17 protein-coding genes are annotated in these 16,569 nt (G+C 58.9%); all 17 read right to left on the bottom strand.

Annotation, left to right across the window (positions count from 1 at the left end):
- Positions 1-52 precede the first annotated feature (52 nt).
- Positions 53-370 (bottom strand): Grx4 family monothiol glutaredoxin, encoded by a 318-nt coding sequence (grxD, locus tag BGI27_RS12830; RefSeq protein WP_095525255.1) that lies wholly within the window; start codon positions 368-370, stop codon positions 53-55.
- Positions 371-531: 161 nt separating this feature from the next.
- On the bottom strand, positions 532-1,392 hold the full coding sequence (prmC, locus tag BGI27_RS12825; RefSeq protein WP_223871790.1) for a peptide chain release factor N(5)-glutamine methyltransferase: 861 nt from the start codon (positions 1,390-1,392) through the stop codon (positions 532-534).
- Positions 1,385-2,215 carry a peptidylprolyl isomerase gene (locus BGI27_RS12820; RefSeq protein ID WP_095525254.1) on the bottom strand — a complete coding sequence of 277 codons (831 nt, stop codon included), beginning with the start codon at positions 2,213-2,215 and terminating at the stop codon, positions 1,385-1,387. The genes prmC and BGI27_RS12820 overlap by 8 nt, the downstream gene beginning before the upstream one ends.
- 44 nt (positions 2,216-2,259) lie before the next feature.
- Entirely contained in the window at positions 2,260-3,342 is a 1,083-nt protein-coding gene (gene prfA / locus BGI27_RS12815; protein WP_095525253.1) for a peptide chain release factor 1, read from the bottom strand.
- Complete coding sequence (gene hemA / locus BGI27_RS12810) at positions 3,339-4,610, bottom strand: glutamyl-tRNA reductase (RefSeq protein WP_095525252.1); 1,272 nt, start codon at positions 4,608-4,610, stop codon at positions 3,339-3,341. Before hemA ends, prfA begins: the two co-directional genes overlap by 4 nt.
- 148 nt (positions 4,611-4,758) lie before the next feature.
- On the bottom strand, positions 4,759-5,559 hold the full coding sequence (locus BGI27_RS12805; protein ID WP_095525251.1) for a TrmH family RNA methyltransferase: 801 nt from the start codon (positions 5,557-5,559) through the stop codon (positions 4,759-4,761).
- A gap of 3 nt (positions 5,560-5,562) precedes the next feature.
- Positions 5,563-6,159 carry a ribonuclease HII gene (gene rnhB, locus BGI27_RS12800; RefSeq protein ID WP_095525250.1) on the bottom strand — a complete coding sequence of 199 codons (597 nt, stop codon included), beginning with the start codon at positions 6,157-6,159 and terminating at the stop codon, positions 5,563-5,565.
- Positions 6,156-7,295, bottom strand: coding sequence for a lipid-A-disaccharide synthase (gene lpxB, locus BGI27_RS12795; protein ID WP_095525249.1), 1,140 nt, complete (start codon positions 7,293-7,295; stop codon positions 6,156-6,158). Before lpxB ends, rnhB begins: the two co-directional genes overlap by 4 nt.
- 16 nt (positions 7,296-7,311) lie before the next feature.
- On the bottom strand, positions 7,312-8,082 hold the full coding sequence (gene lpxA / locus BGI27_RS12790; RefSeq protein ID WP_095525248.1) for an acyl-ACP--UDP-N-acetylglucosamine O-acyltransferase: 771 nt from the start codon (positions 8,080-8,082) through the stop codon (positions 7,312-7,314).
- On the bottom strand, positions 8,079-8,513 hold the full coding sequence (gene fabZ / locus BGI27_RS12785; protein ID WP_095525247.1) for a 3-hydroxyacyl-ACP dehydratase FabZ: 435 nt from the start codon (positions 8,511-8,513) through the stop codon (positions 8,079-8,081). Before fabZ ends, lpxA begins: the two co-directional genes overlap by 4 nt.
- A gap of 5 nt (positions 8,514-8,518) precedes the next feature.
- Entirely contained in the window at positions 8,519-9,547 is a 1,029-nt protein-coding gene (gene lpxD, locus BGI27_RS12780) for a UDP-3-O-(3-hydroxymyristoyl)glucosamine N-acyltransferase (RefSeq protein ID WP_095525246.1), read from the bottom strand.
- A gap of 12 nt (positions 9,548-9,559) precedes the next feature.
- A complete protein-coding gene (locus tag BGI27_RS12775) occupies positions 9,560-10,057 on the bottom strand; it encodes an OmpH/Skp family outer membrane protein (RefSeq protein WP_095525245.1) in 498 nt (165 codons plus the stop codon).
- A gap of 17 nt (positions 10,058-10,074) precedes the next feature.
- On the bottom strand, positions 10,075-12,378 hold the full coding sequence (gene bamA, locus BGI27_RS12770) for an outer membrane protein assembly factor BamA (RefSeq protein WP_095525244.1): 2,304 nt from the start codon (positions 12,376-12,378) through the stop codon (positions 10,075-10,077).
- Positions 12,378-13,739 carry an RIP metalloprotease RseP gene (gene rseP, locus BGI27_RS12765; protein ID WP_095525243.1) on the bottom strand — a complete coding sequence of 454 codons (1,362 nt, stop codon included), beginning with the start codon at positions 13,737-13,739 and terminating at the stop codon, positions 12,378-12,380. The genes bamA and rseP overlap by 1 nt, the downstream gene beginning before the upstream one ends.
- Positions 13,739-14,965, bottom strand: a complete 1,227-nt coding sequence (gene ispC / locus BGI27_RS12760) for a 1-deoxy-D-xylulose-5-phosphate reductoisomerase (RefSeq protein WP_095525242.1) — start codon at positions 14,963-14,965, stop codon at positions 13,739-13,741. The genes rseP and ispC overlap by 1 nt, the downstream gene beginning before the upstream one ends.
- Positions 14,943-15,761: a phosphatidate cytidylyltransferase gene (locus BGI27_RS12755; RefSeq protein ID WP_095525241.1), complete on the bottom strand. Its 819-nt coding sequence runs from the start codon at positions 15,759-15,761 to the stop codon at positions 14,943-14,945. The genes ispC and BGI27_RS12755 overlap by 23 nt, the downstream gene beginning before the upstream one ends.
- Complete coding sequence (gene uppS / locus BGI27_RS12750) at positions 15,762-16,541, bottom strand: polyprenyl diphosphate synthase (RefSeq protein ID WP_095525240.1); 780 nt, start codon at positions 16,539-16,541, stop codon at positions 15,762-15,764. It abuts the gene before it with no gap.
- Positions 16,542-16,569: the final 28 nt, after the last annotated feature.

The raw sequence follows: 16,569 nt of genomic DNA, 5'->3' as shown, positions 1-16,569 counted from the left end.
TGAAAAACAGTATTTCATGAAGCTCGGGGCTGTCTAGGAAACCCGGGGCGATTCACTCGACGACATCCTTGAGCAGCTTCTGCAGTTCGCCGCTCTGGAACATTTCCTTCACGATGTCGCTGCCACCGATGAACTCACCCTTGATATAGAGCTGAGGGATCGTCGGCCAGTTGGAAAATTCCTTGATGCCCTGGCGAATCTCGTCGTTCTCCAGCACATTGACTGCCAGATACTTGCTCACACCACACAGTTTCAACACATGCGCGGCCGCAGAGGAAAAACCGCATTGCGGGAAGGTCGGCGTACCTTTCATGAACAGCACCACGGGGTTGCTGCTCACCATTTCCTGAATGTTTTCCTGAATACTCATGGGGTTTTCTCCGTAGGGACTGATGGCGCTCTGGATAGGCGCCTATACCCGAGTAATTTTATCGGATTCTATCCGCCACGCAAAGCGTGCTTCATACGGCTCTGTACTCGAATGCAGAACAAGGCGGTCCAGCACTTGATGTGGTTGAAAACAAAACCGTATCAGAGGTGACCACCGCTCACACGTTCGATTCCAGCCAAATCACGCCAGCTTGCCACTGCACGGAATCCCGCCGTTTCCAGCATAAGCCGCACGGCTTCCGCCTGGTCATAGCCATGTTCGAGCAGCAACCATCTTCCCGGCAGCAGGTGCGTGGCCGCTTGCGCGACGATATGACGCAGATCATTCAGACCGTCCGGTCCGGAAGCCAGCGCCGTCAGTGGCTCGAAGCGCAGATCGCCCTGCCCCAGATGAGGGTCGTTTTCAGCGATATAGGGCGGATTGGATGCGATCAGATCGAAGCGTCGCTCACTCACCGGGGCATACCAGCTCCCCAGCCGGAAATCCACGCATGCGCCCAAGGCCAACGCATTGTGCTGGGCGAACTCCAGGGCTTCCGGGGAATAATCGATGGCACAGACGGCGGCATCCGGGCGCTCCAGCGCCAGCGAAACCGCAATGGCACCACTGCCGGTGCCCAGATCAAGTATCTGTGGCGCTTGCGTCGATTGCAGACGATCGAGTGCCAGCTCGACCAGCAACTCGGTTTCGGGCCGGGGAATCAACGTAGCCGGGACGACCCTGAACGGGCGGCCGTAAAACTCGCGCCCTCCCAGCAGATGCGCCACAGGCTCGCCAGCTACACGCCGCGCCAACCAGTCGCAAAAGCGCCGTGCCGCTTCAGGGGCAATTCCTCGCTCAGGAAAGGCCAGAATCTGCGCAGCCGTAGCCCCCGTGGCTTCGCGCAGCAGGATGCGCGCATCCACATTGTCGATACGCCCGCGTGCCAGCGCGAGCGCTTCTCCCAGATTGACCGGCAGGAGGGTGGATGACTCCTGCTGGGGTGAGCCCGGATTACTCAACCTTGGCCTTGGCCAGCACTTCGTCGATGTGCTTCTTGAGGTTTTCCTGCTGTACTTCCTGCGACAACTGCCCCTTTACATCATCCAGCGAAGGGTTGCTGGCCGGACGGGTGTCATCGAGCAGGATCACGTGATAGCCGAAGGTGGTCTTTACCGGCTCGGCCGTGTACTTGCCCTTCTCCAGCGTCTTCAGCGCGGCGCCGAATTCAGGTGCGAACGCCACGGGACGCGCCCAGTCCAGCTCACCGCCGTGATCCTTGCTGCCGGGATCCTTGGAATCCTTGGCCAGCGCTGCGAACTTCGCCCCCTTGTCGAGTTTGCCGATCAGCTCACGCGCGGCCTCCTCGGTTTCCACCAGAATGTGGCGAGCCTTGTACTCGGTGCTGCCGATTTCCTCGATCTTCTTGTCGTAATCGGCCTTGAGCTGTTCATCAGTGACGGGATTCTTTTCCAGCCATTCCTTGATGTAGGCATTCAGCAGCTGATCATCACGCGCGAATTCCATGCGCGTCTTCACCTTCTCCTCCTTGTCGGTGCCAGCCTTGCGGGCTTCCTGCAGCAGCGCTTCACGCTGGATCAGGTGTTCACGGACCTTGGTGCGCGTGGCCTCATCGGCCTGCATGCCAGGCGGGAGCTGTTCAGCGATGATGAATTCGAGCAGCGCGCCCGGGATCTTGGTGCCATTGACCGTTGCCAGCACTGCCGGCGTGGCAGCCGGCTCCGAAGCCGCGGCCTCGGTTTTTTCATCGTTGCCGCTCTTGCTGCAGGCAGCGAGCGCGAGCACCAGAATAGCGGCCGGAATCAGTCGGATCGAATACTTCATGGGTTTGCCTCCCAGGGCAGAATGAGTCGTGATGGTTTGATGTTTCAGTCTTCCTGCACCAGGCTCGCCAACAGTTCGGCCTGATGTTCGGCCACAAGCGCGTTGATCAGTTCGTCGATCTCGCCCTGCATGGCCATGTCCAGCTTGTACAACGTAAGGTTGATACGGTGATCGGTGATGCGCCCCTGCGGGAAGTTGTAGGTGCGTATCCGCTCGGAGCGATCGCCACTGCCCACCAGGCTCCTGCGCGTCGCGGCGACACTCTCCTGCTGGGCGCGCAATTGTACGTCCATGATGCGGGCAGCCAACAGGCTCATCGCCTGCGCGCGGTTGCGGTGTTGCGAGCGGTCGTCCTGACACTCGACGACAATGCCCGTGGGAATGTGGGTGATGCGCACGGCCGAGTCGGTCTTGTTGATGTGTTGCCCGCCCGCTCCGCTTGCACGAAAGGTATCGATGCGCAGCTCCGCCGAATTGATCTGTACCTCGCCAAGCTCCTCGGCCTCGGGCATGACAGCCACCGTACAGGCTGATGTGTGGATCCGTCCCTGGGTTTCCGTCACCGGCACCCGCTGCACGCGATGGCCGCCGGATTCGAACTTGAGTCTTGAATACGCACCCTGCCCCGCGACACGGCAGATCACTTCCTTGTAGCCGCCCAGATCGGACTCAATGGCCGAAACGATCTCGACACGCCAGCCCTGGCGTTCGGCATAGCGGGTGTACATACGCAACAGGTCTGCTGCGAACAACGCAGCCTCATCGCCCCCCGTCCCCGCCCGAATTTCCAAGAAGAGATTGCGTTCATCGCTGGGATCTTTGGGCAGCAACGCGATCTGCAATTCATGCTCGATGCGCTCCTGAGCAGCATTGGCTGCGGCCATTTCGTCGGCAGCAAAGGCCTTCAGCTCCGGATCGCCCAGCATCTCGCGGGCGCTCACCTCGTCAGCCTCTGCACGCAGGAAACGCAACCAGAGCGCCACGATGGGCGTGAGCTCGGCATGCTCGCGCGTGAATCGACGGTACTGTTCCATGTCTTGCGTCGCCGTCTCGCTGGCCAGCAGACCATCAAGTTCCTCGAGGCGGAATGCCAACTGCTCGAGACGGGCACGGATGCCTGGTTTCATGAATCGGAATCAAGGGAAGAATCGGCCGGCAGTCCGAAAACCTGCTGCACGGTAGCAACCGCGTGCCTGATTTCCTGGCCCTCGGCCTGGTTGAGATATCGCGTGGGCTCGTGCAGCAGCTTGTTGCCCAACGCCTGGGTAATGGCGTCGATGACGCGCTCCGGATCATCGCCGCGCGCCAGCATCCGCTTCGCACGTTGCAGCTCCACCTGACGCATCTGTTCGACATGCTCACGCAGCAGGCGGATGGCCGGCAGCGCATCGCGACGCGCCAGCCAGCGCCAGTAATTGTCGACTTCCAGTTCCACCATGGCTTCCGCCTCTGCCGCCGCCGCCTGGCGAGACTCGTGGCCCAGGCTCACGATGCGCTCCAGGTCGTCGACGGTATAAAGGAATATGTCATCCAGCCGCCCCACTTCAGGCTCGATGTCGCGTGGCACAGCCAGATCCACCATCACCATTGGCCGTCGGCGGCGCAGGCGCAACGCACGAGCCACCATGCCTTGTCCGATCAGGGGTACCGGGCTCGCCGTGCAACTGATCACCACATCGTGCGCCGGCAGGCTGTCTGCCAGACTCTCCAGCGGTAGCACTTCCATCGGAAATCGCTCGGCCAGCGTCTCGGCACGAACACGTGAGCGGTTCACTACCGCCATACCTTTGGGATGCGCGCCAGCAAAATGGGCAGCACACAGTTCGACCATCTCGCCGGCGCCGACGAAGAGCACTCGCACGTCACTCATGCGCTCGAAGATACGGGCCGCCAGTTGCACCGAAGCGGCAGCCATGGATACGGTGTGATACCCAAGTTCGGTGTGGCTGCGCACCTGCTTGGCCACCGAGAAGCTCTGCTGGAACAATTTGTGCAGATTGCTGCCCAGCGCCCCAGCGGATTCGGCGAAACGCACAGCGCCTTTGAGTTGCCCCAGGATCTGCGGTTCTCCCAGCACCATGGAATCCAGCCCACAAGCCACACGGAAGATGTGCCGTACGGCTTCAGCATCGGCATGGGTGTACAGCCCGTTGCGCAGTTGATCGAACGATACGTCGCGGGCCCATGCCATCCATTGCGCCACGCGCAGAGGATCCCCCCCCTTGCAGTAGAGCTCGGTACGGTTACAGGTCGACAACAGGGCCGCTTCTTCAACGCCGAACCCGTCACGCAGCTGCGCCAGACTTTCTGCGAGATCGCCGACAGGGAAGGTCAGCTGTTCACGCAGTGCGAGCGGAGCAGTATTGTGGTTCAGGCCCAGGGCGTAGAGCGACATGAAGCGGCGTTGGAGTGTCGTGTGGCGGGAAACTTGGTGGCAAAGCGCAACGGGCCGCGCATGCGGCCCGCTCCGGCGCGAAGAATTGTAGCATTGCCCCTATCTGGGGCCTGATAGGCAATGACGATGGTCGATATGCCGGAATGCCTCAGCACTCCCGTTGGCGAACCTGCTCGAACAGGCAGACTGCCGCAGCCGCTGCGACATTCAACGACTCGACCTTACCCGGCATCGGAATACGGACCCGACTATCCGCCAAAGCAATCAGCTCAGCCGGAACGCCGCGCCCCTCGGCACCGAACACCCAGATCTGCGCGGCACGCAGGTCAAGGCTGAAGAGCGATACGCTATCCGCGCCCAGGGAAGTCACGCGTACCGAGCGGGCATCCTCGCGCAGGCGGCTGTCGAGCAAGCAATCGTCCTCCAGCGCCAGGACGAACTGTGCGCCCATACCGGCACGCAAAGCCTTGGGCGACCAGGGGTCGACACAGCCCTTGTCCAGCCAGATACGCTTGACCCCGGCAGCAGCAGCCGAGCGCAACAGGCTGCCGAGATTACCGGCATCCTGCACCCCCGCCAGCGCCAATACATCTTCCGTACCGGTTGCCGGCATCACGGGCGGCAAGGCAATTTCGGCCAGGATGCCCACTGGCGTGGCGACCGGGCTGACAAGCTTGAAAAGGCTGCCCGGCAACACCAGGCAGTCGACATCCAGCTCACGCGACAGGCGCTCCAGCAGGGTGGCAATCTCGGCCTTTTCGCGAGCTTCAGCAGCAAGCATCAATTGGCGGACGGGCCAGCCCGCATCCAGTGCGGCCTCCAGCAGATGCACGCCATCGATGAGGCTGGCCTGTTCGCGGCGACGCGCGCGCGCATCCTCGGCCAAAGCGCGCAAAGCCTTAAGACGTGGATTGTCACGCGAGCTGATCTCGCGATAGCGCAAGGCCATGAATCACCCCTCTCCGAACAATTGGCCTTGCGCCAGGATCTCGGCGACCGGCCCAAAGGAACGGCGATGTTCGGGCGTAGCGCCATAGCGTGCCAGGGCAGCCAGATGCGCGGCCGTGGGATAGCCTTTATGTTGGGCAAAACCGTACTGCGGATAGCGCAGATCAAGCACCGCCAGCTGGGCATCACGATGCGTCTTGGCAAGGATCGAGGCCGCCGATATGGCGGGTTCGGTCGCATCGCCTTTGACGATGGCACGCGCAGGCAACCCCAGGCCTGGCGGCACGCGGTTGCCGTCGATCAGTACCTCATGCGGCGATATCGAGAGCCTGGCCACCGCACGCTGCATGGCCAGCATGGTGGCGTGCAAGATATTCAGCCGATCGATCTCTTCCACCGAGGCTTCGGCCACGGCCCAGGCCAGGGCCTGCTCGCGAATGGCTTCGGCTAGTTGCTCGCGTCGTTTCGCACTGAGCTTCTTGGAGTCTGCCAGGCCGGGGATCGGGTGCAATGGATCAAGGATAACGGCGGCCGTGACCACCGCACCGCACAAAGGGCCACGTCCAGCCTCATCGACACCGCATATCAGCACTTGCGTCATGCCTGCTTCAACTCAGCCAGCACGGCATCAGCCGCACGCTCGGCATTGTTCTGCCGCAGGGAAAGATGGATCTGTTCGAACCGGGCCAGAACGGCCCGCCTCGCGTCAGCATCATCCAGCCATTGCAGCAAGGCTGACGACAAGGCTTGCGGCGTCGCCTGATCCTGCAACAACTCTGGCACGATGAATTCGCGTGCCAGGATGTTGGGCAACCCAGCCCACGGCAAATAGTTGAGCCATCGCGCGATACGGAAGGTCCACTTCCCCAGCTTGTAGGTAATCACCATCGGCCGTTTCAGCAGCGCAGTCTCCAAGGTAGCGGTGCCGCTGGCAACCAGGGCAACGTCAGCCGCGGTCAACGCCTCATGCGCATGACCGAAAAGCAGACGTACCGGCAGATCTTGCGCTCCGGCCTGGAACAGTGCCATCTCGAACTGTTCGCGCGTCTGTCGGGTGATCAATGGCACCAGAAACTGCAGCGCAGGGCGTTTCGCCAGCATCTGCTGCATGGTGGCCACATAGCAGGCCGCCAGATGCCCGACCTCACCGGCACGGCTGCCTGGCAGCATTGCAACCACGCAGGCGTCCGGCTCGATCTGGAGCAACTCCCGCGCCGCCTCCCGTGAAGGCTCCAGCGGAAAGACATCCGCCAGCGGATGGCCAACGAAGCTCGCTTGGTATCCATGGCGGGTATACAGCTCGGGTTCGAAGGGAAACAGGCAAAGTATCCGACTGGCAGCCCGACCGATCTTGTGTACGCGATGCCCGCGCCAAGCCCAGATAGAAGGGCTGACATAATGAATGGTACGCACCCCGCGACGACGCAGGCGCCGCTCGACCGACAGGTTGAAGTCCGGTGCATCCACTCCGATGAAGACGTCCGGCGGTTCAGCCTTCAAACGTGCCAGCAGACCGCGCCGTACGCGCAGCAGCTCAGGCAAGCTTGCCAGCACATCGACCACGCCCATCACTGCCAGCGTCTCGGCAGGCCACCAGGACTCAAAGCCCTCGGCCTCCATACGCGGCCCGCCAATACCGACAAAACGGGCCTGCGGCAGGCGGGCACGCAATGCACGGATCAGATGTGCGGCTAAAAGATCGCCGGACGCTTCTCCGGCCACGATGGCAATGCGCATGCAGGCACCGGCAGGCTTAACGGATGATGCCGCGTTTGGCCAGTTCGAAGAAGGAAAGGAAGGGACGCAGTTCCACCACTTGCTCAGCCTGCTCGGCAATCAGGCGCTTGGCTTCATCCAGCGGCAGATTCTGGCGATAGATCTGCTTGTAAGCGCGCTTGATCGCCAGAATCGCCTCGGCCGAAAAACCGCGACGACGCAAACCTTCGCTGTTGATGCCGTGCGGCGTGCAGGGGCTGCCGTTGCTGATCACATAGGGCGGTATATCCTGCGTGATGATGGAGCCACCACCTGCCATGCAGTGTGGACCGATCACACAGAACTGATGCACTGCAGCCAGCCCCCCCAGAATGGAAAAATCACCGATATGCACATGACCGCCGAGCGTCACGTTGTTGGCCATGATGGTATTGCTGCCAACCTGGCAGTCATGGCCAATGTGGACGCTGGCCATGAACCAGTTATCGTCGCCAATGCGGGTTACACCAGCATCCTGAATGGTACCGATATTGAAATTGCAGTACTCGCGGATGCTGTTGCGATCTCCGATCTCCAGACGTGTAGGCTCACCCGCGTACTTTTTGTCCTGCGGGACTTCACCCAGTGAGACGAACTGGAAGATGCGATTATCGCGCCCGATACGGGTGTGCCCCTTGATCACCACGTGCGAGGCAACCACGGTGCCTTCACCGATCTCGACATGCTCTCCGATGATCGAATAGGGGCCGATCTCGACACCAGAAGCGATCTTCGCACCGGGATGGATGATGGCGGTTTCGTGAATCATGCGATTTTCTTGATTGCACACATGAGTTCGGCTTGGACGGCAACTTCATCGCCAACACGCGCGACGGCTGCATATTTCCAGATGCCACGCATCTCGCGCACCAGCGTCGCCTCAAAAATCAGCGTATCGCCAGGCAGCACAGGCCGCTTGAAACGGGCATTGTCGATGCCCGCAAAATACAAGATGGTATTGTCATCAGGCTTCACGCCCTTGGACTTGAACGACATGATGGCCGCAGTCTGAGCCATTGCTTCGATGATCAGCACGCCCGGCATCACAGGAGAGTGCGGGAAGTGGCCGACGAAGAACGGCTCGTTGATCGTCACGTTCTTGAGCGCAATGATCTTTTCATCGGTCATTTCCAACACGCGGTCGACCAGCAGAAACGGGTAACGATGCGGCAAATACTTCATTACCTCGTGAATATCCATTCCACTCACGCCTTGCTCTCCAGTTCTTTCAGTTTGTTTTCAAGTGCCCGGATACGGTCAGCCATTGCATCCAGGTGTTTCAGGTGTACCGCGTTGCGCAGCCATTCCTTGTGCGATTGCGAGGGAATGGCCGAGGTGTAGACCCCACGCTCCATCACAGACTTGCTCATGAAGGAACGCGCAGAGATCACGATATCGTCGCCCACATCGATATGTCCCATGATGCCGGCCTGACCACCGACCATCACACGCTTGCCGAGCGTCGAGCTGCCAGCCATGCCGGCTTGCCCGGCTATTGCAGCATGTTCGCCGACCCGGCAGTTGTGGGCGATCTGGATCAGATTGTCGATCCGGGCGCCATTCTCGACCACAGTATCGTCCAGCGCACCACGATCCACAGTGGTATTTGCGCCGATCTCAACATCATCACCCAGAATCGCGCGACCAATTTGTGGAATCTTCTCCCAACTTCCATCCGGACGGCGCGCGTTGCCGAAGCCATCGCTCCCAATTACACAGCCTGCATGCAGGATACAGCGCCTGCCGACATGCGTATCCGCATACAGGATCACATGCGCATGAAGATAACTGTCAGCACCAATGCTGCACCCCTCGCCGATCACACAACCAGGCGAGATGACCACCCCCTCTCCCACCTGGCAGTTCTCGCCAATATAGGCATTGGCTCCAATGCTCGCAGAAGCCGGAACGGGCGACAGCACGACAGCGGTCGGATGCACGCCTGGCTCAGATCTCCGAATCGGGTTGAGCAGTTGGGTCAGACGTGCGAAATAGAGATATGGATCCTGGATGATGATGCGCGGCAGATCACTGGCATTGATCAAGGCTGGCGGCAATACAAGCGCCGAAGCCTTGCAGCCGTCCAGTGAATCACGATATTTCGGATGAGCCACGAAGCCGATTTCTCCGGCATTCGCGCGCCCAAGCGGCGCCACCTGGTGAATCCGGCAGGCGCCATCTCCGTGCAACTCGCCGCCTAGCGTAGCGACGATCTCGGTCAGGGTAAGACTCACGTTGTGATCAGCCTATTTGACTTCCGCCAGTGCCTTCAGCACTTTTTCGGTAATGTCGATCTCGGGGTTTGCGTACACCGCTTCCTGAAGGATCAGATCGTAACGCTCACGCTCTGCAATCTGCGAGATCACACGGTTCGCCAGATCCTGGATGCCGATTAATTCTTCGTTCTGACGCTGCGCATAATCCTCGCGGAAAGCGCGGTCCTTCCGCTGGAATTCACGGCTCAGATCAAGGAATTCACGTTCGCGAGTACGCCGGTCAGCCTCCGAAAGGCTCACGGAGTTGCGTTCCAACTGGCTCTGCACTGATTGCAGACCGGTCTCGAGCTTGCGCAACTCTGTCTGGCGCTTCTCGAACTCACGTTCTAGCCGCTTGAAGGCACGCACCGCAGGAGCTGACTCGCGTGTTACACGTTCGGCATTTACGAAACCAATACGCGTCTGGGCACTTCCCGACAGAGGGAAGCAGCTCAAGCCGGCAAGAACGACCACGATCATCCAACGCATACCCAGGCCCCTTCTCACTACATTGTGGTCCCGATGGTGAATTGGAACCGCTGAACCTCGTCACCACTCTTCTTACGTATCGGGAAGCCCAGAGCGAAGCGCATGGGCCCGATAGGCGACAGCCACGACAATCCGAAACCGGTACTAACCCTCAAACCAGCGTCCTTGAGCGTCTCTCCCGCCCCCCATAACGATCCGACATCCACGAACGTACTAAACCGCATACTGCGATCCTTCTCCTTCCCGACCGGCGCCGGGAAGAAGTACTCAATGCTTCCAAGAATCCGACGCGTCCCCCCCAAGGTATCACCCGTCAACTCACCACTGGAGTTACGTACCTTGGCCCCCAGGGAATAATTCTCGAAACCACGGATGCTACCGATCCCGCCCGCATACAGATTCTTGTAAAACGGTACAGGCTTGCCGCCATAACCCGCGACTGCTGCCGCATCGAAACTCAACATCACTGTATTGGTCGTGGATATCGGGAAATAGCGTTGCCATTGATACCCAACCTTCGTGTATTGCATGTCTCCCAACGGAACGGCAACCTCACCCGATACGCTTTGACTGCTCCCCCGTGTGGGGTAAGTTGCACTATCCCGCTTATCACTGGACCAACCCAAGCTGGTCATCACGGTGGTGTTCCTGTTACCGAAACGATCCACAAAATCGATGTACTGAACCGGACTGTCTTCGTATACATCAATCCGCGTTATATCTGCGGATACACCGAAATTGATACGCTCATCCATTCCGATGGGAACACCGAAGCGGACGCCTGTACCAATGGCATCCGACTTATAACCAGCAACACTCGTAGAGCGGGTATCCGTACGGCGTTGATATACATCGATCCCTCTGCTGACGCCGTCGACCGTCCAGTATGGCGTGTCGTAGGACACCGCAATGGTACGATTGACCTTGCCGGTATTCACCGACAGGGAAAGCGCATTGCCTGTACCGAACAGATTGTTCTGTGAGACGGAGGCCAGCAATGCCAGTTTGTCGGTTGCCGAATAACCAACCCCCAACGTCAGTGAACCTGTAGCCCGCTCCTTGACATTCACATTCAAATCGACCTGATCAGCAGCGCCCGTCACAGGTACGGTATCGATCGTGACATCATCAAAGAATCCCGTTCGCGCCACGCGTTCCTTTGAGCGATCAACAGAAGCACGGTCAAACCAAGCACTTTCGAACTGCAAAAACTCGCGTCGCACGACTTCATCGCGCGTGCGCGAATTCCCGACCACGCGAATCCGATTGACGTAGGCCTGGCGGCCCGGGTCAACGAACAAGGTCAGTGCAACTTCCCTGGTTTTTTCATTCGTCTCGGGAATGGCATTGACGTTGGCAAAGGCATAACCCTCATTTCCGAAACGGTCAGTCAGAGCACGGGTCACCTCGCCGATACGCGCCCTCGAATAGATTTCCCCGGACTTGAGCTTCACCAGAGGACGCAACTCGCTTTCCGGCAGCAACAGCTCACCGGCGAGCTTGATCGCACCGAGACGATACTGCTCCCCTTCTGAAATACTCAGGGAGATATGAATGTCCTGCTTGTCTGGGCTGACCGAAACCTGTGTCGATTCAACAGCAAAATTCAGGTAACCACGGTCCAGATACCAGGAGCGGATTTCTTCGATATCTGCCTGCAGTTGTTGTTTTGAATACTTATCGTTGCGGAACCAGGGCAGCAAACCACCCGCCACCTCAAGATTCATCAAACCGACAAGCGTCGATTCTTTGAATGTTTTGGCCCCTAAAATACGGATGCTACGAATGCGTGCAACATCTCCCTCCGTGATCTCGAAGGTAATGGCAACGCGGTTCCGCTCCAACGGAGATACTGTCGCCTTTACCGAAGCACCGTAATATGCACTAGTCAGGTAAAGGCGTTTAATTTCCTGTTCAGCCTGCTCCAGCATGGCGCGATCGAACGTTCGAGACTCTGAAATTCCAGCAGAACGCAGCCCTTTGAGCAGATCTTCCGAGCTGAACTTCTTGTTCCCGGTAAAGGAAATCTGTGCGATCGCAGGCCGTTCATCGACCACCACCACCAGCACATCCTTATCCACCTCGATACGTACATCTCGATAGAAACCCGTGGCATACAAGGCCTTGATGGCTTCCGAAACGTTTTCCTGAGCTACCGTATCGCCGATCCTGATCGGCAGGTAGTTGAATACTGTACCGGCTTCGGTGCGCTGAACGCCCTCAACACGGATGTCCTTGACAACAAAGGGCGAAAAAGCCATGGCCAGTGGGGAAAACAGCGCCATGACTCCCAACTGGATAGCAGATAAGGTTTTTGACATCAGCCAGACAAGACCCGGGTTATATCGTTGAAAAAGGCCAGTACCATCAAGGCAAGCAACAATGCCATGCCCAGACGCTGGCCCAACTCTTCGCTACGCTCCGACAAGGCCTTGCCACGAAGGCCCTCCAACGCATGATACAGTAAGTGCCCGCCATCCAGCACCGGCACCGGCAACAGGTTCAAGACCCCTAGGCTGACACTGACCATCGCCAGAAAGCCGACATAGGCATCCCAGCCAGCCCGTGCGCTCTGCCCCGCATAATCAGCGATCGTCACCGGCCCGCTGACATTCCGCAAAGACAAACGCCCGGTCAGCATCTGCCACATCCCCTGCAGGGAGAAACGGCTCATTTCCCAGGTTCTCAGGACTCCTTGGGCAAATCCCTCGAACAATCCATAGGACACGCGGATCATGCCAGCCTGCACAGCATTTTCGTCGATCAGGACACCAACACCGATGCGGCCGAGCGTTGGACGTACTTCATCTGCGCGAGGGCGAAGCTGAATACGGATGATTTCTCCGTCCCGCAGTAGTTCAAGCACCAGCTCACGACCTGGCGCGGCAGCGATGATCCCGACGAACTCCCGCCAATTACTTACATCCTGGGCATCGACAGTCAGCACCAGATCTCCGCGCCGCAGTCCGACCATTTCGGCCACGCCACCGGGCAAAGGAGAGTCCAGAACCGCGGGTAGTTGCGTCCCCGGAGCGATGAGACCAAGCTGACGCATGGGTTCCTCGGCGCGCTCATCCAAGCGCAAGGATGCCAATCCCAGAATCAATCCTTCTATACGCCCCCCCTCGCGCTCGACATCCAGCTTCAGTAATTCACTGCCGAAGGCGCGATTGAGAATCTGCCAACGCAACTCCGACCAGCCATTGACCTGCACGCCATCCACGGCTCTGATCCGGTCCCCTGCATGCAGCCCAGCCATGGCTGCGGGCGAAGCTGCGGGCGGCATTTCGATGCTTGTCGGAAGATCACGCGTACCAACGCATGCCAACACCCAGTAGAACAGGATCGCCAGCAGGAAATTGGCCAATGGCCCAGCAGCCACGATGACACTTCGGCGCCAAAGACTTTGCGTATTGAAGGCACGATTTCGTTCATGCTCAGCAACCGGCCCTTCCCGCTCGTCGAGCATCTTGACGTAGCCTCCCAGAGGTACGGCCGACAAAGCCCATTCAGTATTGTCTTCGCCGGCTTTTCGCCGCCAGATCACAGGGCCAAACCCCAGCGAGAAGCGCAGCACCTTCACGCCCAGCAGACGCGCAGCGAGGAAGTGACCATATTCGTGCACAGCCACCAGGATGCCGATGGCTAACAGGAAGTACAGCAGGTAATGCAGAAACCCCATTAGGCAGCCTTCTGTTCCAGGATCAACGCTTCGCTGGCCAGGGCACGCGCCTGTCGATCCGTAGCCAAAACATCTTCGAGGCTCTGCAAGGCCTGTGCTGGCATGCGGGTCAGGGTTCGCTCGACGATAGAGGCAATACGATCGAACCGAAGCCTGCCATCAAGAAAAGCCGCGACAGCCTCTTCGTTGGCAGCATTCAGCGTCGCAGGGGCACTTCCTCCCGCCTTGAGAGCTTCGTAAGCCAGCTGCAGACACGGGAAACGCTCCAGATCTGGCGCTTCGAAACTCAGCCGGGCAATCGCGGCCAAGTCCAGATTCGCGACACCAGATTCAAGCCTTTGCGGATAAGCCAGCGCATGAGCGATAGGAGTGCGCATATCAGGGTTGCCAAGCTCGGCTAACACCGCACCATCTTCGTACTGAACCATGGAATGGATGACGCTTTCCGGATGGATCACTACCTCGATGCGTTCTGCTGATACACCAAAAATCCAGCTGGCCTCTATGACTTCAAGCCCCTTGTTCATCATGGAGGCCGAGTCCACGGAAATCTTCCTGCCCATGGACCAGTTTGGATGTGCACAAGCCTGGGCCGGCGTCACCATGGCCAAAGACTCAAGAGGGGCTGTACGGAACGGCCCGCCCGAAGCGGTCAGAATCAACTTGCGAACGCCACAATGCTTCAGCCCATATTCGAAGCCTGCAGGCAAGGACTGGAACAGGGCGTTGTGCTCGCTGTCGATGGGCAGCAATACCGCACCTGCGGCACGCAACGCCGACATGAATACCTCGCCAGCCATTACCAATGCTTCCTTGTTGGCCAGCAGCACCCGCTTCCCTGCGCGCGCAGCTGCAAGACTGGACCCCAGACCTTCGGCCCCCACGATGGCAGCCATCACAGTCGTGACTTCACTGGCAGCTGCGACCTGCTCCAGGGCCTGAGGGCCATGAAGAATCTCGATGCGGGGAAGATCGGACAGTTTCTCAGCCAGAAGCTTCGCCTGCTCCGGACCACAGACCACAGCACAGCGCGGCAGGAATTGGCGGCACAGCTCGGCAAGCTTGTCGACCTGCCTGAACGCGGTCAGCGCGAAGATCGTATAACGCTCAGGATGGCGCGCCACCACATCCAGCGTGCTCAGGCCGATCGAGCCGGTGGCTCCGAGCACCGTGAGAACCTGCTTTTCCACAGCTGTCGCCCTTTCAGGCAAAGAAGTGCAAACCATATTCGATCGCTCCCGCCAGCGGCAGGAACGCAATCATTGCATCAATGCGGTCCAGTACACCACCATGTCCAGGTAGCAACGTACCACTGTCCTTCACACCGGCTTCACGCTTCACCATGGATTCAAAGAGATCGCCCAGCACACACAACGCAACGAACACCTGCGACAGCACCAGCAGCAGCCACAAAGGCAGGGTTTCACGAATCGAAGGCACAAAAGACCAAAGAGTGGCACAAAACAGTGCTACTCCGATGCAGGCTCCCACAACACCTTCCCAGGTTTTACCCGGGCTTACCTTCGGGGCGAGTTTACGCTTGCCAAAGCGGCGTCCAGTAAAGAAGGCCGCGACATCGGCGATCACCACGATCAGAATGGCCGCAATCAACAACCAAGGATCTGTACGCCGTAGTTCGATCATCGCCCAGCCTGCCGGCACGAACATGAACAGGGACACCGTGTAACGCCAATAGATTCCCACTGGCTCAATACCGAAATACAGTAGGCTGGAAGCCGAGAAAGCCCAGAAGCTCACACTCAATGCGTACCCCACGGCAATCAGCATGCGCGTATCGTCGCTTGGAGGGAGAAAACCGACATAAAGCAAAGGCAAGGCACAGATCAGCATCAGCAGCCACACCCCGATGCGACTCACCTTAACCAGGGAGCCCCATTCACGCACCGCAAGCACGCAGATGGCCGCCACCAAAACGCTCCACAACGAATCAGGGAGCAGGAAGACAGCCAGAAGAAGCACCGCTCCCAGGACGAGCGCAGTGATCACACGTTGCTTGAGCATTCAGGAATCCCGGTTGACCGCAGGGTTGGAAGGCTGGAGCTGCTCGCTGGTACGCCCGAAACGGCGCTCCCGCGCACGATACGAAGCAAGCGCCTGATCGAAGGCTGCTGTGTCGAAGTCCGGCCACAGGCAGTCTGTGAAGTAGAACTCGGTATAGGCCAGTTGCCAGAGCAGAAAATTGCTCACTCGCTGCTCGCCACCAGTACGGATGTACAGATCGGGCTCCGATGCGTCTGCCAATGACAAAAAGGGCGCCAGATCTTCTTCAGTGAAATCGCCGCGCCGATCCGGATGCTCATTCAGCATGCGATTGACTGCGTTGAGAATGTCCCAGCGGCCACCATAGTTGGCAGCTATCGACAAGGTGAGTGCAGTATTGGCTGTCGTCAGGGATTCGGCAGCCCTGATGGTTTCCACCAGTTTCGGATCGAAACGGGACAGATCGCCGATCACACGCAGGCGGATATTGTGCCGATGCAGCTTCTCTACCTCATCACGCAACGCCTGCATGAAAAGCTGCATGAGGAAGGAGACCTCATCGGCGGGACGCCGCCAATTCTCGGAGCTGAAAGCGAACAGCGTCAGATGGGACACACCATGCTCGACGCACAACTGCACCACGCGACGCACGGTCTCCAGACCACGCTTGTGTCCGGCCACACGTGGCAACAAACGCTTGCGCGCCCAACGCCCATTGCCGTCCATCACGATGGCAATGTGCTGCGGCACTGCCGCATGCTCTGGAATGCCTCGCGTGGAACTAATCAAGCGGGAAAACATGCTTGCGGACCGTGGCCGACTGCCGATG

Source organism: Candidatus Dactylopiibacterium carminicum, from assembly GCF_014736495.1.
GTDB lineage: Bacteria > Pseudomonadota > Gammaproteobacteria > Burkholderiales > Rhodocyclaceae > Uliginosibacterium > Uliginosibacterium carminicum.
Note: the sequence above shows the minus strand (reverse complement) of the source record. Positions and strands in the feature narration are given on the sequence as shown.